Here is an 18,185-nt window from a genome sequence, read left to right as displayed (position 1 = left end):
AGCACCGCAAATATAAGGTAAAATTCATTAAGATTAAATTGATCGACTGATACGCTGCAACGTATTAGCAAAGGATACATTTGTGACCAAATTAAAGTACATAGCGCATTACTCAGAACAGATTCAAACTCAAGCTGCTCAGCTTATAACTGATGGTAAATTAGGCGAGTATCTGGAAAAAAAGTACCCGACTCAGCATCAAATCCAAAGCGACAAAGCGCTCTATCAGTATATAAATGAGATAAAAACCCAATACATGCGTAAGATTGGTCAGCTATCAAATGTCAGCTATAGCAGTAAGCTCAAGGTTTTAAAACATGCACTGGGTATCCATACGACGCAATCGCGCGTACAGGGCAGTAAGCTCAAATCGCACAATAGCATCACGGTAGCCAGCCTATTTAAAGACGCGCCGCCAGAGTTTTTGCGCATGATAGTGGTGCACGAGCTTGCCCATTTCAAAGAGCATGAGCACAACAAAGCTTTTTATCAATTATGCTGCCATATGGAGCCTGAGTATCATCAATTTGAGCTGGATACGCGACTGTGGCTGCACTGGCGCGAGTTGTAACCCTAATATAGTCAAGTCTATATACATCTGCTACATCGTCATCCTCGCTAAGCATACTAATGTATAACTTGCACTCGGTCGCCTTGTACTACTTTTAAATTGAATCGACTATAGTATGAATAGCAACCTTGATAAGGTTCATAGTAATCTTAATAACAGCCACATAAATATCGTGTTCTTCTCTGTAGCAATCATCTGAGCCGCTAGGGCATGTCCTCAATTCAATTGATCATATCTAAACGGGCTAAAAATGGCTAAATTTTGCCAAACATCGTTAAATAGCTGGTTAATATCCCGATATTATCTGCGCTATTTTCCTTGTTTGACTGCAATTTATCTCATTTTTATCACCATTTTTAAAATGAGGACACGCCCTAGAATTACGTTATAATCCTAACCACACACGATATAGTCCATAAAAGGTTGTAAACAATGATCAATACCAAAATATATAAAGCCATTTACACCTTAGCCGAAGAATTATTAGAAGCGGATCGCAGAGGCAATCAAGAGAAATTTGATTCGCTATATGCTGAACTAAACGCCATTTGTGCCGATAATGAAGGCACTGACAAAGACCACCCAGAACAATGGGAAACGCTTGCTGACTTCACAGAAGACTTGGACGCAGCACTGGTGATTTATGACAAAGCACTGGCCAAGGCTACTGCAATTAACTCAAAAGATCATATGTCATCGATTGCTTTTTCTATGGCGGTGTTACAGCTTGAGACAGGCGAAAAAGAAGCCGCTATCCAAAGCCTACAAAATGCCAAAATCACAGCCAATAAAATAGAAGACAAAGAGTTTAAGGTTGAGATTGATGAGATGCTTACGAAGCTATTGGCAGAGTAGTTTGGTTTATAGTCAATCCTCTATAAATTGAGTACGGTGTCAGTCTCGCTTAGCTTACTACTTGTAGTACTTTCACTCGGCTTCCTTGTATTCAAATGATATTGAACCGATTATAAATAGGGTAATCCGATATGCAAGACATACCTGTGGTAATCGTCGGTGGTGGGTTAAGTGGATTATATGCCGCCCTTTTATTAGAGCAAAAGGGTATAGCGTATAGACTGTTAGAGGCGCGTAATACCTTAGGTGGTCGCATTGCAGTTGCTAAATGTTCAGATGCGCATGCTACTAATAACAGTACTGATATCGATCAAGCAGAATCAAGCGCGGCGTTTGATTTAGGACCGTCTTGGTTTTGGCCGGATTATCAAACGCAGTTAAGTACGCTTATTGAATCGTTAGATTTATCACGTTTTGCGCAGTTTGAAGAAGGCGATATGATGGTTGAGCGCGCTGCCAATCAGTCACCTGTGCGTATGCAAGGTTACAAAAGCACACCACCTTCTATGCGGTTAGTCGGTGGTATGGCCACTTTGATTGACGCGCTATATGCTCGTTTAGATGCCAGTTGTATCATGACTGGTCAAACCGTAAAGCAATTAAACAAGACATCCCAATATATTGAAGTACAGAGTGAAGACAGCTTTGGGCACGTGACCGGACATGTGACGACGTTCCGAGCGCAGCATGTGCTACTTGCGTTACCGCCTCGATTGGTAGAAGGTCGGATAGTATTTCAGCCAGCGCTACCGCAAGACTTAAGTGAACAGTGGCGCGAGACAGCCACTTGGATGGCGCCTCATGCCAAATACGTCGCTGTTTATGAATCACCATTTTGGCGAGATGCTGGTTTCTCGGGTGCCGCGCGCAGTGCAATAGGGCCACTTACTGAGATACATGATGCCTCGACATTAGAGAACGATGGGGCATTGTTTGGCTTCTTTGGTGTTCCTGCTCAAGTACGTCAAAGCGTTTCTGATACGGTACTAAAAGAACATTGCCGTGCGCAGTTAGTGCGACTATTTGGTGATCAGGCAAGTACTCCAAAAGCTGAATATCTCAAAGACTGGGCACAGGATCCATTAACAGCGATGTCCGCTGATGCTAGCGGTAACGGTCAGCATGCAGTAGCACCGCCGTCCAAGCCAAAAACAGGCGTGTGGCAAGACTGTCTAATAGGTTGTGGTAGTGAGTGGTCAGCACAGTTCCCAGGCTATGTCGCTGGGGCAATTGATGCAGCAACCGTCGCTGTACAAAGCTTACCTGCTACCATTTTGCGCCAGTAATTATTAGAGTGCTGTTATAAGTTATTTTAAAGGCCATCCAACATGACTAAGAAAATTCATCATCCAATAGGATAGTCGATGAATGACTCGCTCAAACAAGAGACTTCTCACAAGACCACCTGGTTGGTGCCTTTCGTTTGTCTACTGGCAGGCGGTGCACTCACTGGTATCTCGACCAATGTGGCAAAGTACGCTATCGATGTCGGTCTGACCCCATTAGGGTTTTTGTTTTGGTCGATTACTGGCGCTGCTGTTATTTTATTTATGATAGCGCTCATCAGAAAAGAACTCCCTCCTCTTAATGTTCGCAGCTTAGAGTATTACTTTGTCGCGGCGCTGGTCAGTGTCGCGGCCGCCAACTTATTGTTATTTTCTGCCATTCCTCATGTGGGCGCAGGTTTCGTCGCCTTAATCCTCTCATTGCCGCCACTGCTAACGTATCTTGGCGCGCTGATACTACGTATAGAGCAATTTTATATTGTTCGTGCGCTTGGGGTCATCGCAGCACTCATCGGGGCAGGAGCATTAGCCGTGCATAAATTCTCTGCGCCAGATTCTAGTGTGTTTTGGATTTTAATCGCGCTTTGTGGGCCAGTGCTACTCGCTATTGGCAATATATATCGGACGTTACGCTGGCCTGATAATGCGTCTTCTGGCGCACTCGCTCCAGGTATGTTGATGGCGGCAGCGCTGCTGCTAGGCTTATTTAGTATGATGTCAGATTTCTCTATTGCTGTACCTTTAGAGAATTGGCTACCGCTAAGCATGATAGCTATACAAGCATGCGTATTTGCTGGACAGTTTTTACTGTTATTCCTATTACAAAAGACAGGTGGGCCCGTGTTGCTGAGTTTGTTAGGTGCGGTAGGAGCCATTGTCGGCGTACCCGTCACTATTTTTTTGCAAGGGGAGAGTCCACCAGAAGGTCTATTTTTAGGTGCTACGTTGATAGCCATTGGCGTGGTATTAGTGACATGGGGCGGCGTAAAAATAGCAAAAGTAAAATAAGAGATTTAATAATTGTGTATTAGGCGATAGAACCATTAAAGCCATTATGTCCCTGCGAGTACCTTTTATCTCGCTCTGATTGTCTGTAGCTAGGTGATTAGCACCTAGATGGCCAGCATCCAGATTATTATCATGTGGGTTATCAGTACTCGCTATAACTCAATAATTGGTTACGATTAACTTAAATCAATTTTTGTGAATACGACAAAAAAGGAGTATAAGTATCGTGGTTATTGTCGTCATGGACTCAGGCTATGAATGCAGCCACGCGTTATCGCTTATTAAACAACTTTACGATTCTCTTTAGCATCATCGGGGTAGCAATTGCCTTGTTAGATAGTGGCTTTACGCTACCGACGTGGATACAACAAATTTTCCACATTTTTTATTTGGTCATTATTTTTCTGAGTTTTGTGGTAACGGTTGGCCGTTATGTCTACACAAAAAAGCTGCTAACGCTCAATAAAGTTGCAGTTTTTGACACTTTTACCAGTATAGCGATTGTCATTCTATTGACAGCGCACTTTACGGACTTAGTTCGTTCTGGATTGGCCGCCGCTGTTGATGGCTTTGTCGCGATAAAAATCGCCGTGTTTGTCACCTTCATCCGCGAACTCTCTGATCACAATTTCAATCTCAATCGTACCTTTCTACATCCTGCCCAGTTTTTTATTCTAAGCTTTTTAGTCGTGGTGCTGGTTGGTGCATTGCTGTTGATGATGCCTAATGCGACAACGCAGCCATTATCTTTTATTGATGCACTCTTTACCGCGACCAGTGCGGTTTGTGTGACAGGGCTTATCGTAGTGGATACAGCTACCTATTTTACGACTTTTGGCCAAGTCATTATTATGGGTTTGATACAAATCGGTGGCTTAGGTATTTTGACATTTGTGACCTATTTTAGTTACTTTTTTAAGGGCGGTGTCAGCTACGAGACGCAAGCAAGTATCAGCGAGATGTCTTATATGCGAGGTATGGGTGATGTGGTATCGACACTCAAGTCTATCTTATACGTTACTTTTGCCGTTGAGGCAGTGGCGGCTGCGCTGATTTATATCAGTATATATGATATGCCTGATATGGACTGGTCTGAGCAATTATTCTTTTCGGTCTTTCATGCGATTTCAGCCTTTTGTAATGCTGGGTTTTCTACCTTTAGTGCTGGCTTGTACGATGATTCGCTACGCTTTAATTATCCTCTACAGCTTATCATTGCGATGACATTTATTTTTGGTGGTATGGGCTTCACTATCGTAGTCAATGTACTGCGCTATCTGCGTCATCGTGCTGAACGAATGATATATCGCAATGACCGGCACTATATCTATCAGCCTTGGTTGCTGAATATTAATAGCCGCATTACGTTGATTACGACCGGTGCGTTATTGTTGACTGGTCTGATCGGGGTAATGATATTTGAATACAATAATGTGCTCGCTGACCATACCAGTCTTTTAGGTAAACTTATCACAGGATTTTTTACGGCTGCTACGCCGAGAACTGCTGGATTCAATGTGATTGATATGGGTGAGTTGACCTTTCCAACAGTCATGTTAACGATATTTCTGATGTGGATTGGGGCGTCTCCAAACTCGACAGGTGGTGGTATCAAGACCAGTACCTTTGCGATTGCCCTATTAAATACATTGAGTTTGGCACGCGGGCAGACCAAGATAGAAGTATTCAAACGCCAGATTGCGGAGATCTCCGTGCGCCGTGCATTTTCTATTATGTGGTTGTCATTATTGGTCATTGGTATCGGCGTGACCCTCATCAGTTACGATCAGCCAGAGCTTGATTTGATCAAAGTGGTATTTGAATGTTTCTCAGCTTATAGCACGGTTGGGCTAAGTTTAAACCTGACAGCAGACTTATCAGATTTTAGTAAAATAGTGGTTTCGGTCATTATGTTCGTTGGCCGCGTCAGTATGCTGACAATCTTTATTGCACTGCTTAAAAATATGCGTCAACGTAATTATCGCTATCCTACGGAAGAAATAACGATTAATTAATCCGTCGTAAACAGTTAATTAAACCGTCGTAAACAGACTATGTCGTTCTTAATAAATAGCAAAAAATATTAAAAAAGGTTGTTTAAGTTATGAAGTACATCATCGTAGGGCTAGGAAATTTCGGTGCATCATTAGGCTCGGCATTGACCAGTCAAGGGCATGAAGTGATTGCTATTGATAGTAGTATGCAACGGGTTGAAGCGTATAAAGAAGTGATTTCGCATACGCTGTGTATGGATGCCACGGACGAGTATACGGTTAGCGGATTACCAATCGTTGATACCGATATTGTCATCGTAGCGATTGGCGAAGATCAAGGCGCCAATGTTATGGCAACGGCGCTATTTAAGACGTTAAAAGCCAAGCGTTTAATTAGCCGTAGTATCAATCCACTACACGAAAAAGTCCTGCAAGCTATCGGCGTGGACGATTTGATTCACCCTGAAAAAGAAGCGGCCAATCGCTGGGCCAAGCGTCTGTCACTACGCTATTTTGTCGATTCGTTTGAATTGAGCGATAACTTCAGCATGGTAGAGATTAAGATTCCAAATGTGCTGATTGGTAAGACCGTTGACGACTTACAGTTAGAGCAAAAGTTTAATCTCCGATTGCTTAGTACGTTGCGCTATGAGTATTATGAAGACAGTTTTGGTCGTACGCAGAGCAAGCCTAGTATCCAAGGTTTGGCGACGCCTGAGCAAGTATTGCAAGAGCGCGATGTACTGGTGATTTACGGGGCCAACAAACACATCAATCAGTTCTTACGTAGTGTGGGTGTGAAAATCAAATAGTAGCTTGCCATCGCAGTGATACCAGAAGGTATAGGGAAATGATTATGAATAAGCGAAGTATATCTGTCCTACTGATCGCTATAATGGCACTACTGTCAGGTTGTGATCAATCAGCGCAAGACCCGAACGTTCTTCTGTCCGAGCATCAAAAAGATCCGATTAAAGAGTTGGCGATTACCTCAGACGTGGATCACAGTCAGTTTGGTTACAAGCAAACCTTTTATGTGCCGATTTATTCTGATATCTATACCGATAGAGACGCTCGCAAAGTGCTGCTATCGGCGACGCTGAGTGTACGTAACACTACGCTCAAAAAGTCACTATATATCAATAAAATTGATTATTACGATACAGATGGGGCGTTGGTCAAATCATATCTAGATAAGCCTATCGAGCTACCAGCGATGGCCACGCTCAACTATATTGTCGAAAAAGAAGAGGACAAAGGCGGATCTGGCGCTAACTTTATTATCGAAGTCGAAGGTGTGGATGAAACCGTCAAACCAGTGATAGAAGCGGTCATGATTGGTAACTTTAGCAATAAAGGATTTGCCTTTAGTACAGAAGGCACACCCGTGATACATTAAAGGAATGTATTCAGTGAAGTAATAAGTAACAAGGAAAGTTTAATTCAACTCAAGGAAGCGTTATGTCTGCAACCAAAGAAGAAATCAGCGCCTTTATGGCATTGGAGTTTCCCCAAACCAAATGCGTCGTCGAGACGGTCAACGAAAATGGTGCGACCTTATCGCATGAGATCGGTATAAATGAATTGCGTCCCGGTGGCACAGTTTCGGGACCTGTCATGATGGCCGTTGCTGATGTAGCCATCTATGTGGCGATACTCGGAAGAATCGGTATTGTCCCGTTAACGGTGACGACGAGTTTGACTATCAACTTTTTGCGTAAGCCATCAGCAAGTGCTCGTATTATCGCTGAATGTACCTTGATGAAAGTAGGACGCACGTTGATAGTAGGCGAGGTATCTCTGTATTCAGAAGGCTCTGATGACATTGTGGCTCACGTAGTTGGTACGTATTCGGTGCCGCCTAAGCGTTGTTAAAGCTAGTTAGTTTGTCGTGTATTTTACTTACTCACTAGGGTCTGATCCTGGTGGAAAATCATGGCGTAGCTGTGCGACGTTAGCAGTAGTCACTATATCAGTGAAATTATTTAGATCGCTATGCACGTATTGTGTGACAGCTGCTATTTGCTCGTCATTCATCATGCGGTGGAATGATGGCATGCCGCGTAGACCATTAATAACGACACTAATAATGTAGTATTTCGATTGCATCTTACTGTTATTGGCTAGCGGTGGATAGTAGCCAGCACCTTGTGCGCCTTCACCTTTTTGCATATGACAACCTGCACAAGAGTCGTCATAGAGTTTTTTGAGTCCTGCGCGGTTTTCGGTAGAAGGCACGTTGATGACATTCCATGCCAGCATTAAGCTACGGATATTCAACGGGAAAGGCAGGTGTGTGGTTTTTTTCAGGGGGTTTGTCTACGATAGGGACGGTCTGAAAATAAGCGAATACGGCACTGACATCGTCATCTGTCAGGCCATGATAGGACGGGTAAGGCATCGCAGGATAGATCTGATGATTTGGCGCACGACCTTTGCGCAAGGCTTTTTTAAAATCGGCCTCAGTATAGTTGCCAATACCATAGCGCGTCGATGGTGTGATATTGGTCGAGTAGATATTGCCAATCGGCGTATCAATCGGCACGCCGCCACTATAGTCTTCACGGTGGCAGGCCATACAGTCGGCGGTACGCGCCACGTAAGCGCCGCGGTTGGCAAGCGCACTATTGACTGGGCTGACATTTGGTAGGGTTATTCTGTTAGGCAAAGTGTCCATTGGCAAACTGACCGTCTCTGCCATCGCAGCGGTAGAGAGTACGCTAAGTCCAAATATCAATGTCAATGTCAATGCTGGCATGACGGCAGAAAGTGGCTTCATAATGTCCTTATAGTGCTGATAAATCATCCTTAATCCCTCATCCTAATATGCCTGCAGTTCGCCAGTCGTGTCTAGCAAAATAACGCAACGTGATAACTATCATTCTAAGTGCTTGAGGTTTCAGTGCCAAGCAAGCTAGTGGCTGTGTCGGCATGTTTTTTACTGGCGCTTTTGGCTTTTGCCTTTATCGAATCTTTAAAGAATAGCGTCGCAAGCGCACACGCTATCGTCAGTGATAGCAGCATCGAGACCAAAGTATGACTAAAAAAATGATCGCCAAATAGCATCTTATACAGCCCCATGCTCCAGCCTAAGAGCGTGACTATTTTTAGTATTTGATAACGGTGCTTTTTGAGTGTTGGCAAAAAAGCCAATCCATATAAGGAGAATCCTGCGCTGGCGTGAGCGGCAGGAAAACATTTGGCGGGCGTAGCTGCTACGATGTTTTGCCACAGATTGAGATAAGGCAACTCACCGCCAAAAATTACCAAGTCATTCGGGCAGCTCACATGGGTGACGCCTTTTAATGTGGCAATGGTAGCCGGTACAATCGCTAATACCAGCAGTAGATAGCCGATCTCCCGAATTGGTAAAGGAAGCAGAAATTTATCAAGTTTATTATGACTGGGCTTACTGAGATTTAGCTTATTGCGGTTTAAGGCAATAGCATTAAGCCTTGACTGTCTATACTTGATGATTAAAATCGCTATGAGGTAGACAGCCAATATAATCAATAATGCTTTGGGCAAATCATAAAAGATAAATGCATAAGGCTGCGCGCCTTTTTCAAGTAGCCAGTGACCATTGTTGTAAAAAAGCTCACTGATGCGTACATCTAATTGGCTATGCTCAAAAACCAAGGTAGCAATGATGGTCACGCACAGTAATTTTAGCCAGCCCCAAGCCATTGAGTGGTTTTCTAAAGTCATGGATGCACCTGATAACGTATATTAAATGATGATAGCTTCCAGCGTGCTGCTATAAAAAGACAGACAACTATAAAAAGACAGACAGCGCCATTAACCATAAGATGGTTAAGAGAAATAACGACAAAAATTGTGCAGCAGAGCCGACATCTTTTGCTATCTTTGCGAGTGGATGCTTGGCGGTTGACGTGTGGTCAACGCAAGCTTCGATACCCGTGTTAATCAGCTCAACAATTAAAGACAAAAAAGACGCGATGACTAGCATCATTTTTATGCTCAGTACAAAAGGCATAAAAGCGATAGCCACAAGCAGGGCAAAGTTGAGCCACACGACTTGTCTAAAAGCCGCCTCAAATTTATATGCTGCTTTAAAGCCGTCCATTGAGTAGCCAGTGGCTTTGATAATGCGGAGGATTCCCGCTTTACCTTTGGCATGACCTGCAAAGCTGTCAGCTGCAAATGCACTATCATGTGCTGTTTGGTTGACAGAACTATGCTTGGTTGACGGGCCTACAAGGTTGGTATGAGTAATTTGCTTCATAGGGCATTCTTAATGGTCTATTAAAATTAAGATAGCCTGAGTATAAGACGGGAGAGGTTAAGAAAACGTTAAGAGGATATAGATGGTTGAGAATAAAGCGTAATGGTTGTTTAAATTTTTATTTCCCAATCAGTAATTATGATTAGGAAATGAATATGTCTTTGGATTATCATAAGGTTATTTATAATAAATACTAAAGGTGCTACCACCTGAGCGATTGGCTTGGTGAGTGAGCTGCCAGCCCATATGCGACATGATACGCTGGACGATACTGAGTCCTAGACCTGAGCCTTCAACCTTATGTTTTGTCTCATGCTCTGACGACAGGATTGTTTGCTCGTCTTTATACTGAGACTCTAGTCGCTCAAACCGTTCATAGAGTAAAGGCATCATTGCCTCAGGAATACCTAAGCCAGTATCAGTCACCGTGATTTTTTCGTCATCGATAGTAATGGCTACTTCGCCATCATCGGTATATTGAAACGCATTTTTTATGAGGTTGCCTAGTGCCATTTTTAGTAGTTCGGGCCGTACGTAAGCAATATATTCCTGCTCAGCAATGATCTGACAAGTGACAGACTTATACCGCAGCAAGTACTTTAGGCGCTGCATTTCTGCTAAAGCGATATTGTTAATAGAGGTTTGCGGTGCGTCTAACTTTTCAGGCGCGCGCGATAGTAGAAGCAGGGCGGTGATAATCTCAGAAGTTTCTTTGGCAGTAGTGCTAATGCGATTGGTAAATTCATTTAAGTGGCTGTCAGCGTCTAATTGCGAGGCCAATACCTCGGAAGCCCCCATGATAATAGTTAACGGTGTGCGTAACTCGTGGCTGACATCACCAGTAAACAATTGCTCGCGTTTGAGATATTGCTCTAACTTGTGGTTTTTCTCATCGATAGCCATTGCCAAGACACCAACCTCAGATGGCAAGTGTGTCAAATCGCTTAAGTTATGATGGTCAGTCTCGACGGCTCGTTTCAAATCTAATAAAGGCTTGATGATTTGTTTGGAAGACAACTGAGAGAAGATAGCGGCGATAAGTAAGCTTAGAATCACGGCTACTTTTAGCGTATCTGCAAATATGTCTTCTAGGTGCTCAAATATCGCCAAGACTGGGTAATTTCCCATTACCATTTCGGTGTTTTCTAGGTAAGTCAAAATATAAGCTTGACCATCTTGAGTATAGGCGAAAAGATGCAGGTCGGCATGACCTGCTCCAGAGGATTTATTAACAGTGACAGAAGTCTCTTGCACCGTGTCATTGGCTATCGCTTGCAAACTTGCAGGTGCTTTATCATAGCGATAAATCTTGATACCTGGTTCAGCGACATAGATAGGCTGGTCACCATACTTTTCTTGACTAAGCTCTAGCTGCTGCAATAGGCGAGCCTTGACCAAATCTTGCTCTATTCGGCTCTCTGCGTACAAGAAAATACTGACAAAAGCTGCGCACAGTAATAACGCGAATATGAAGTAAGACAGTCTGAACTTATTGGCTATCGAGTCTATATTGAGCATGGCGTAAGACAACCTAATAGAAGAAGGCGATATATAACAGGGCTATATATAATAGAGCGATAAATACGATACGGTCAGTCGATTAGTAAATTGGATAAGGTTTATTTAATTCATGCTGCAATCACAACTACGCGCTTGCTGATTTGTTAGGGTCAACAACTTGGTAACCTACGCCAGGTACTGTGACTATCATGGGTGTGTTAAATGGCTTATCAACCTGTGCGCGCACGCTATGCATATGGGTGCGCAGTGCATCACTACTCGGTATATCTAGCCCCCATACTTTTTCTTCAATCTCAGTTTTACTGACGACTCTAGGCGCTGCGCTCATTAGGATGTGCAATATTTTAAAGCCAGTAGGGGTGAGCTTTAGTGATTGTCCGTCGCGCATAATGGTATGCTCACTATTGTTTAAGGACAATGCTCCGACAGCAATACTGTGGGCAAAATGATCGTCCTCGGTGCGACGTATGAGCGCTTTGATACGACATTCCAACTCAACCAACGAAAACGGCTTGACCAAATAATCATCAGCACCGCTATCAAAACCAGCGACTTTATCCAAGATTGTATCGCGAGCTGTGAGCATTAATACGGGAGTCTTGTCATGTAACTCTTCTCTGAGTTTTTTGCACAGCTGCGTGCCATCCATACCTGGCAGCATCACATCTAGCAATATCACATCATAACGATTGTTTGAGGCGAGTGTTAATCCGCTATAGCCGTTATGTGCGTTGTCCAACTCAAAGCCTTTTGGCTCAAAAAAAGCATAAATATTGGCCACGATATCGGGGTTGTCTTCAATAACGAGTATCTTGTACATGATGCTGACCTAAAAAATAGTGGTTACCTAAAACAATATAGAAACGGATTTAGTTATTTACTTTAAAAAAAGTTGCTGCACCTTTGACTTCATCGGTCGTAATACCAAAAAAGCTAAGCAATGTTGGCGTAATAAAATCGTGTGACACAGGCTGATTGACAATACTAGAAAGACTCTCAGTATCAACATTATTACTATTAGGCGACCAAACTATCGTAGGCACGTGTTTTTGGGTATCTGGCGCAAACTTATAGGGCAAGCCGTGCAGGTAGATATTATTTTCACCCAAACTCTCCCCATGATCACTAATATATACCATTACCACATCATAATCTTGCTCATAAGGTTTTAACGTATCAATCACATTGTTCAAAAAATAATCGGTATAACGAATCGCATTATCGTAGCCATTTATCACAGACTGAGCATCACATTTAGACAGCTCATTGGTCATGCAGACAGGGTTATATTTTTCAAATTCTTTAGGGTAGCGCTGATAGTAGGCGGGTCCATGATTACCCATTTGGTGTAACAAAATAAGTGTATCTTCCGGTATCTCTTTCGGTGAGCTGCCTGACTTTACCAGTGCATCAAACCCATCAAGCATACCGATATCTCGGCATTCGACATCACAGTTCGGATTGGTATCAGCCGTTTTGTAGTCCTCAAAAGTAACACGATCAGCCACGCCTTTAGAGCTGGAGTTATTGTCGCGCCAAATAACATTAACCCCTTGCTTACTTAGTGTATCTAGTACGTTTTCATTATACTTGGCTGTATCGATATCGTAGTCTGCTCGATTTGCATAGCTGAACATGCAGGGTACGGAGTAGGCCGTAGAGGTGCCGCAAGAGACAGCATTCTGAAAACTATAGAGGTCTGATTGTTTTGAGAGCAGCGGTGTGGTGTTGCGTGTATAGCCATTTAAACCGAAGTGATCAGCGCGAGCCGTTTCCCCAACCACAAACACCATCAGTTTTGGTTTAGCATTGCCACTCACACTATTAGCAGGTGACACACGCTTTGCATCTGTCGCATGTAGCGTGAAAGTATCAGGACGGCGTAGCTCATCGATATAGTTTTCGCCAAGTTTGATCGTAGAGTAAATAGGCGTGATCGGGTTAGCATAATAACGGACTTGTTTATGCTGACGAAAGAAGCTGGCGTACTGGTCACCAAAGGGTAAAAGACACGCTGCGATCAATGCGATAGACAATATCAACGTGGCTGTTTTTTGTAGAATACTGCGTTGCCAAGTAAAGCGTTTTAGACGAATTTTGCTAATGATAAATGCTGGCAACACGCCTAATATCAGCAGTCGAATGACCATGCTGGGGGCAAACAATCCCATCGCCTCTGCTTGATCGGTCTCCAGACTGTTAATCAGCATGTTGGTGTCAAATATCGTCCCATAAGCATCGGTAAAATAACCGCAGATAGCGGCAGTAATCAGTAGCGCAATCAACACTGGTTTGGCAATAGGGCGATAGCAAAGCAGCTGTAATACCAGCCACATCAGTCCAAATAACAAACCTGTGATGGAGAGTATAAAACCCATGTTTGTGCTAAATGGATAGACCGCCAGCACCTGCTCAAAGAACGCAATATTTGCAGTCGCTACCAAATATAAAGCCACGATAATAATAAGATAACTGAGATTTATCTCACGATCATAGAGCCTGCTAAGGTAGCTGGTTTTTGCTTTGATTTTGAGCACATTGGTCTTGATGGCTTGAGGTATGGACATACAGATACTTCTCAACAGATGGTAGGAAACGTCATTCCTTACCATAGCAAGTGGTCTGTTAAGAAGATGTTAAGGCGATTGATGCTAACTAGAATAAGTTAGATGGTGAGGTGTTTTCTGAGATGATTTTATACATTTAAGTCAGGTAGGATTCATCATTGCCATCAATTGGGGTTTGTCCTTTATGGTGATAAAACCATAGTGCATATCGATAAGGTGCTGCTTTTGCCACGATTGGATGATTTTATTGATGGTTTGTCTGGTAGTACCAAGCATAAAGCCAAGCTCTTCTTGCGATAAGCGCAGATCTATTTTGATATCGTCTCCTATTTGCTGTCCATAAGTGTCGATCAGTCCAATCAGCATGCTAGCCAATCGCGCTGAGGTATTGAGTGAGGTAGCATCGTCAATCCAATCAAATGCTCGGCGAATCCGCTGGCAAGTTATAAGCGCCAGATGCTTGTATAAAATAGGATGCAACTGCGCTGTCTGAATGACTAGGTTTCTTGGGATTGAGATGAGCGTTACTTTGTTAATCGTCCACGCATCATGGGTGCGAGGATTGTCATCTATGATAGATATCTCACCAAACCACTCACCACTAGATAGATGCGCCAACGTCATGGCATGGCCACTAGCGCTCACGTTACAGACTCTAATCGTACCCGACACGACAAAGTGTAGCGCCGCATCATCGTTGTCACCGATGGCATGAATCATTTGGCCTTTTTGGTATACCTTTAGCACCGCATCGCCTGCCAGTAGCGGCTGCACAATGACTGGCAATTGACTAAACCATGGGTCGTTATTCAAATAATGATTGATATTCATAAGTGTAATGTTTTTGACAGATTTGGTTTTATGAAATGGTGTAAAGTAATCATTCAGGATATCTAACACAGTAAAGGAATACACCATGCAAACAACTATGCAAACCGCGACATCAACCGATTCAACCTCGAGTGTACACCATAATATGAGCGAACAAGAGTGGCAGATGCGCGTAAATCTTGCCGCCTGTTATCGAATGATTGCTTCTTATGGTTGGGACGATTTGGTATTCACTCATATCTCTGCGCGCGTACCAGGTACTGAGGATGAGTTTTTAATCAATCCATACGGAATGTTATTCGAAGAGATTACCGCTTCTAGCTTAGTTAAAGTCAATAAAGCAGGCGAAAAAGTATCGCCATCAGAGTTCGACGTAAATCCAGCTGGATTTATCATCCACAGTGCTGTGCACGAAGCTCGCGACGATGCACATTGCGTCATTCATTTGCACACAAATGATGGCGTGGCCGTCTCAGCGCAAGAAAAAGGCCTACTTCCTATCTCGCAACAATCATTATTTCCGCTATCCAATTTGGCATACCACGACTACGAAGGTGTCGCATTAAACCCTGAAGAAAAGGTTCGTTTGGTTGCTGATTTAGGCGATGCTCACTTTATGATTTTGCGTAACCATGGTCTGCTCACCTGTGCCGATACGGTTGCCAATGCGTTCTTATACATGTATATCATGCAAAGAGCCTGCGAGATTCAGATCAAAGCGCAGAGTGGGGGTGGTGCATTGACGCCGATACCAGCACAAATATTGGCCGGTATCCAAGCGGCATCAGAGCAAGTGACCAGAGGCGCAAATGGTGATATCGCATGGCCTGCGTTACTAAGAAAACTGCGCCGTACTGACCCATCATTTGAGGAGTAAGTCGCTAATGATAACTCTTGATGAGTGGCAACGGCAGGGGCAGTATGAATCCATTCATGGGCATCAAATCTTTACTCGGTATGCAGGGGATAAAAGTGCACCTGTATTGCTATTGATTCATGGTTATCCTAGTGCCAGTTGGGACTGGGAGGGCATGTGGGATGCGCTAACCGAGCACTATTATGTCATCACGCTTGATATGCTGGGGTTTGGATTATCAGACAAACCCAAAAACGCGCGCTATCTAATCAGTGAACAGGCTGATATTTATCAAGTTGTTTTGCAAAAACTGGACGTCAGTGATTATCATATCTTAGCGCATGACTATGGTGATACGGTAGCTCAGGAGTTGCTAGCCAGACAAGTCGAAGGGAGCGCTGAGCGACACATTGCCAGCGTATGCTTCTTAAACGGTGGTCTATTCCCTGAGACGCACAAACCTATCTTGGTGCAGAAACTACTGCTATCACCATTAGGTCCTATGGTATCAAAACTGATTAATAAACAGAAATTTGCAGGCAGTCTACAGCGGATATTTGGCCCAAACACGCCGCCCACAGTAGAGGTGATAGACACGCTATGGCAGCTGTTAAATCACAATGATGGGTTGGGTGTGATGCATAAGCTGATTAACTATATGCCACAGCGTCAGCAGTACCGCGAGCGATGGGTAGGCGCGATTATCAACAGTACTGTACCAGTGAAATTGATCGCAGGTGCCAAAGATCCTATCTCAGGTCAGCATATGATTGATCGTTATCGCCAGCTGATACCCAACGCTGATATAACCAATATGCCTATGTTAGGCCATTATCCGCAGGTAGAAGATGCAGTGGCAATCACAGCGGCCTATCTGCAATTTAGATACAGTATCCTGTAAATACAGTTCAATCTAACAAACGCAGGGCTTCAAATGGTGCTCTGCGTTTTTTATTCTCTTGTTATCTTTTAGCTTTCAAGAAAAATGTGTAAGTTTAAATGAGACTAACATCCGTGAGCGTAGTCACATAGCTGTGGAAAAGGTTTTTGATAAGATGATCACTAATAAATGGCTAATTATGATTGAGTGGTCTATATGCGTGGTGCTACAAGATACTGATGATTTGATAAAAAAGATATTTTGAAAAACTTGAGGTTTTGGAGCGTATTATAAGAGGTTGTCTTTTCCAGTCCCCACTAGGGACTTAAACCTCAACACTATCTGTCCAAGAGAACTCTTCTAAGATACGCATCCATTGCTCGTCTAATCCTGCTTGTAGTACTAGTGGCTCACCAGTGACGGGGTGGCTGAGTGCCAAAGTCTGTGCATGCAGCAACATACGCGTGCAATCATAGTGAGTACGAAAAAACCGTGTATGACGTATATCGCCGTGACTGGTATCACCCACGATGTGATGGAATACATGTCTCATATGCCGACGTAGCTGATGTTTGCGCCCAGTTTCAGGCGTTAAGCGCACCAGACTATAGCGGCTAGTGGCATGCTTCTTTGATACTGCAAATGGCAGCTCAATTTGTGCCAAACTCTGCCAGTGGGTGACCGCTTCTTGAGCAGGTTTATCTAAGTTGGCAAATTTATCGGCAATGGCATCAGGCTTAAAGCTCAACGCATAATCAACAGTACCTTGTTCAGACATAAAGCCGCGCACCACGGCCAAATATTGCTTAGTCACTTTGCGTTCAGTAAACGCTTCGGTAAGGCTACGTGCAACGGCTGAGCTCTTGGCAAATAACAATACACCTGATGTAGGTTTGTCTAACCTATGCACTGGAAATACATGACAGCCTACCGCATCACGGGTGAGCTGCATGGCAAAGCGTGTCTCGCCTTTGTCCAGCCAACTGCGATGCACCAACAGACCAGCTTCTTTATTAATCGCTACTATATACTCATCTTCATAGATAATTTCTATTTGATCAGCAGTATTGCCTTCGATATCCATGTTTTTATTGCTCATATTTTAGATGCGTCAATTATATATCCTTTTTATTGTACCTGTAGTGGCATAATAAATTTAGAGTCAGACTTTGAGTACGGTATCTTGGTTTCAGAAGGAGAGGTAGCGTCCGAAGGCAAGGTTTGTCAGCAAGACCAGTTATTCCGTTTTCATAATAGCGATATTGCTAATAACAAAAGTATTAAGTTGGCTGCTAAAAAGGGCACACGTATCATGTTTATCGGCGGCGAACCGCTGAATAACCAAGTACTAATGTGGTGGAACTTCGTAGCTGATAACCTCTACCATGTCAAAGTAGGTCGACTAAAGTACATGTTGTGACAATGTCTTACATGTATTGATATATATAGCCTGTATATATTGTACGACTGAATAATTACAATGTAAATTGTAATAGAATAAAATTTAACTCGAGCCCATCCCAGATTCTGTGTAACTGCCATTTAGATTAAATGCTTACTAATGCGATCA

General features: G+C 43.3%; 19 protein-coding genes and 1 pseudogene. 11 read left to right on the top strand and 9 right to left on the bottom strand.

Features of this window, described 5'->3' with window-relative positions; all coding sequences use genetic code 11:
* Positions 1-82 precede the first annotated feature (82 nt).
* The 8 genes from FQV37_RS08025 (at position 83) to FQV37_RS07990 (ending at position 7,589) form a co-directional block, all read left to right on the top strand.
* Complete coding sequence (locus tag FQV37_RS08025) at positions 83-571, top strand: M48 metallopeptidase family protein (RefSeq protein WP_160022219.1); 489 nt, start codon at positions 83-85, stop codon at positions 569-571.
* 432 nt (positions 572-1,003) lie between these two features.
* Positions 1,004-1,426: a tetratricopeptide repeat protein gene (locus tag FQV37_RS08020; RefSeq protein ID WP_160022217.1), complete on the top strand. Its 423-nt coding sequence runs from the start codon at positions 1,004-1,006 to the stop codon at positions 1,424-1,426.
* A 131-nt stretch (positions 1,427-1,557) separates the two neighbouring features.
* Positions 1,558-2,712, top strand: a complete 1,155-nt coding sequence (locus FQV37_RS08015) for a flavin monoamine oxidase family protein (RefSeq protein ID WP_160022215.1) — start codon at positions 1,558-1,560, stop codon at positions 2,710-2,712.
* Between the two features lie 78 nt (positions 2,713-2,790).
* On the top strand, positions 2,791-3,720 hold the full coding sequence (locus FQV37_RS08010) for a DMT family transporter (protein WP_160022213.1): 930 nt from the start codon (positions 2,791-2,793) through the stop codon (positions 3,718-3,720).
* Positions 3,721-3,974: 254 nt separating this feature from the next.
* On the top strand, positions 3,975-5,735 hold the full coding sequence (locus FQV37_RS08005; RefSeq protein ID WP_160022211.1) for a TrkH family potassium uptake protein: 1,761 nt from the start codon (positions 3,975-3,977) through the stop codon (positions 5,733-5,735).
* Positions 5,736-5,824: 89 nt separating this feature from the next.
* On the top strand, positions 5,825-6,526 hold the full coding sequence (locus FQV37_RS08000; protein WP_160022209.1) for a potassium channel family protein: 702 nt from the start codon (positions 5,825-5,827) through the stop codon (positions 6,524-6,526).
* Positions 6,527-6,570: 44 nt separating this feature from the next.
* The gene (locus tag FQV37_RS07995) at positions 6,571-7,113 is read left to right on the top strand and encodes a DUF3124 domain-containing protein (protein WP_160022207.1); all 543 of its coding nucleotides are present in this window, start codon (positions 6,571-6,573) and stop codon (positions 7,111-7,113) included.
* Positions 7,114-7,175: 62 nt separating this feature from the next.
* Complete coding sequence (locus FQV37_RS07990; protein ID WP_160022205.1) at positions 7,176-7,589, top strand: PaaI family thioesterase; 414 nt, start codon at positions 7,176-7,178, stop codon at positions 7,587-7,589.
* 27 nt (positions 7,590-7,616) lie between these two features.
* On the opposite strand, the pseudogene FQV37_RS07985 reads toward FQV37_RS07990, so the two are convergent.
* The 8 genes and pseudogenes from FQV37_RS07985 to FQV37_RS07950 all read right to left on the bottom strand — a co-directional run.
* Positions 7,617-7,922, bottom strand: a pseudogene (locus FQV37_RS07985) (c-type cytochrome); the annotation flags it as partial.
* A 58-nt stretch (positions 7,923-7,980) separates the two neighbouring features.
* A complete protein-coding gene (locus FQV37_RS07980) occupies positions 7,981-8,493 on the bottom strand; it encodes a c-type cytochrome (RefSeq protein WP_240990985.1) in 513 nt (170 codons plus the stop codon).
* 104 nt (positions 8,494-8,597) lie between these two features.
* Positions 8,598-9,422, bottom strand: a complete 825-nt coding sequence (locus tag FQV37_RS07975) for a PAP2 family lipid A phosphatase (protein ID WP_160022203.1) — start codon at positions 9,420-9,422, stop codon at positions 8,598-8,600.
* 67 nt (positions 9,423-9,489) lie between these two features.
* On the bottom strand, positions 9,490-9,960 hold the full coding sequence (locus FQV37_RS07970) for a diacylglycerol kinase (RefSeq protein WP_160022201.1): 471 nt from the start codon (positions 9,958-9,960) through the stop codon (positions 9,490-9,492).
* Positions 9,961-10,137: 177 nt separating this feature from the next.
* Entirely contained in the window at positions 10,138-11,478 is a 1,341-nt protein-coding gene (locus FQV37_RS07965; protein ID WP_160022199.1) for a sensor histidine kinase, read from the bottom strand.
* Positions 11,479-11,605: 127 nt separating this feature from the next.
* The gene (locus FQV37_RS07960; protein WP_160022197.1) at positions 11,606-12,301 is read right to left on the bottom strand and encodes a response regulator transcription factor; all 696 of its coding nucleotides are present in this window, start codon (positions 12,299-12,301) and stop codon (positions 11,606-11,608) included.
* 49 nt (positions 12,302-12,350) lie between these two features.
* Positions 12,351-14,048 carry a phosphoethanolamine transferase gene (locus FQV37_RS07955; RefSeq protein ID WP_160022195.1) on the bottom strand — a complete coding sequence of 566 codons (1,698 nt, stop codon included), beginning with the start codon at positions 14,046-14,048 and terminating at the stop codon, positions 12,351-12,353.
* A gap of 141 nt (positions 14,049-14,189) precedes the next feature.
* Positions 14,190-14,879, bottom strand: coding sequence for a Crp/Fnr family transcriptional regulator (locus FQV37_RS07950; protein ID WP_160022193.1), 690 nt, complete (start codon positions 14,877-14,879; stop codon positions 14,190-14,192).
* An 85-nt stretch (positions 14,880-14,964) separates the two neighbouring features.
* On the opposite strand from FQV37_RS07950, the gene FQV37_RS07945 reads away from it, so the two are divergent.
* Together FQV37_RS07945 and FQV37_RS07940 are read left to right on the top strand one after the other, a co-directional pair.
* Positions 14,965-15,756, top strand: a complete 792-nt coding sequence (locus tag FQV37_RS07945; RefSeq protein ID WP_240990984.1) for a class II aldolase/adducin family protein — start codon at positions 14,965-14,967, stop codon at positions 15,754-15,756.
* Between the two features lie 7 nt (positions 15,757-15,763).
* Complete coding sequence (locus tag FQV37_RS07940) at positions 15,764-16,636, top strand: alpha/beta fold hydrolase (RefSeq protein ID WP_101206349.1); 873 nt, start codon at positions 15,764-15,766, stop codon at positions 16,634-16,636.
* Positions 16,637-16,940: 304 nt separating this feature from the next.
* Here FQV37_RS07940 and truC read toward each other — a convergent pair whose 3' ends face one another.
* Complete coding sequence (truC, locus tag FQV37_RS07935; RefSeq protein ID WP_240990983.1) at positions 16,941-17,714, bottom strand: tRNA pseudouridine(65) synthase TruC; 774 nt, start codon at positions 17,712-17,714, stop codon at positions 16,941-16,943.
* Here truC and FQV37_RS14300 point away from each other — a divergent pair.
* Complete coding sequence (locus FQV37_RS14300; RefSeq protein ID WP_277342689.1) at positions 17,604-18,035, top strand: pirin-like C-terminal cupin domain-containing protein; 432 nt, start codon at positions 17,604-17,606, stop codon at positions 18,033-18,035. The two genes, truC and FQV37_RS14300, sit on opposite strands and share 111 nt — an antisense overlap.
* Positions 18,036-18,185: the final 150 nt, after the last annotated feature.

Origin of the sequence: Psychrobacter nivimaris (assembly GCF_009812035.1) — a bacterium.
Lineage (GTDB): Bacteria > Pseudomonadota > Gammaproteobacteria > Pseudomonadales > Moraxellaceae > Psychrobacter > Psychrobacter nivimaris.
Note: the sequence above shows the minus strand (reverse complement) of the source record. Positions and strands in the feature narration are given on the sequence as shown.

Bases quoted from the DNA above. Each gene is read 5' to 3' on its own strand.
- FQV37_RS08020 (WP_160022217.1), top strand. From the start codon at position 1,004: ATGATCAATACCAAAATATATAAAGCCATTTACACCTTAGCCGAAGAA.
- FQV37_RS08015 (WP_160022215.1), top strand. From the start codon at position 1,558: ATGCAAGACATACCTGTGGTAATCGTCGGTGGTGGGTTAAGTGGATTA.
- FQV37_RS08010 (WP_160022213.1), top strand. From the start codon at position 2,791: ATGAATGACTCGCTCAAACAAGAGACTTCTCACAAGACCACCTGGTTG.
- FQV37_RS08005 (WP_160022211.1), top strand. From the start codon at position 3,975: ATGAATGCAGCCACGCGTTATCGCTTATTAAACAACTTTACGATTCTC.
- FQV37_RS08000 (WP_160022209.1), top strand. From the start codon at position 5,825: ATGAAGTACATCATCGTAGGGCTAGGAAATTTCGGTGCATCATTAGGC.
- FQV37_RS07995 (WP_160022207.1), top strand. From the start codon at position 6,571: ATGAATAAGCGAAGTATATCTGTCCTACTGATCGCTATAATGGCACTA.
- FQV37_RS07990 (WP_160022205.1), top strand. From the start codon at position 7,176: ATGTCTGCAACCAAAGAAGAAATCAGCGCCTTTATGGCATTGGAGTTT.
- FQV37_RS07980 (WP_240990985.1), bottom strand. From the start codon at position 8,493: ATGAAGCCACTTTCTGCCGTCATGCCAGCATTGACATTGACATTGATA.
- FQV37_RS07975 (WP_160022203.1), bottom strand. From the start codon at position 9,422: ATGACTTTAGAAAACCACTCAATGGCTTGGGGCTGGCTAAAATTACTG.
- FQV37_RS07970 (WP_160022201.1), bottom strand. From the start codon at position 9,960: ATGAAGCAAATTACTCATACCAACCTTGTAGGCCCGTCAACCAAGCAT.
- FQV37_RS07965 (WP_160022199.1), bottom strand. From the start codon at position 11,478: ATGCTCAATATAGACTCGATAGCCAATAAGTTCAGACTGTCTTACTTC.
- FQV37_RS07960 (WP_160022197.1), bottom strand. From the start codon at position 12,301: ATGTACAAGATACTCGTTATTGAAGACAACCCCGATATCGTGGCCAAT.
- FQV37_RS07955 (WP_160022195.1), bottom strand. From the start codon at position 14,048: ATGTCCATACCTCAAGCCATCAAGACCAATGTGCTCAAAATCAAAGCA.
- FQV37_RS07950 (WP_160022193.1), bottom strand. From the start codon at position 14,879: ATGAATATCAATCATTATTTGAATAACGACCCATGGTTTAGTCAATTG.
- FQV37_RS07945 (WP_240990984.1), top strand. From the start codon at position 14,965: ATGCAAACAACTATGCAAACCGCGACATCAACCGATTCAACCTCGAGT.
- FQV37_RS07940 (WP_101206349.1), top strand. From the start codon at position 15,764: ATGATAACTCTTGATGAGTGGCAACGGCAGGGGCAGTATGAATCCATT.
- FQV37_RS14300 (WP_277342689.1), top strand. From the start codon at position 17,604: ATGCACCAACAGACCAGCTTCTTTATTAATCGCTACTATATACTCATC.
- truC (WP_240990983.1), bottom strand. From the start codon at position 17,714: ATGAGCAATAAAAACATGGATATCGAAGGCAATACTGCTGATCAAATA.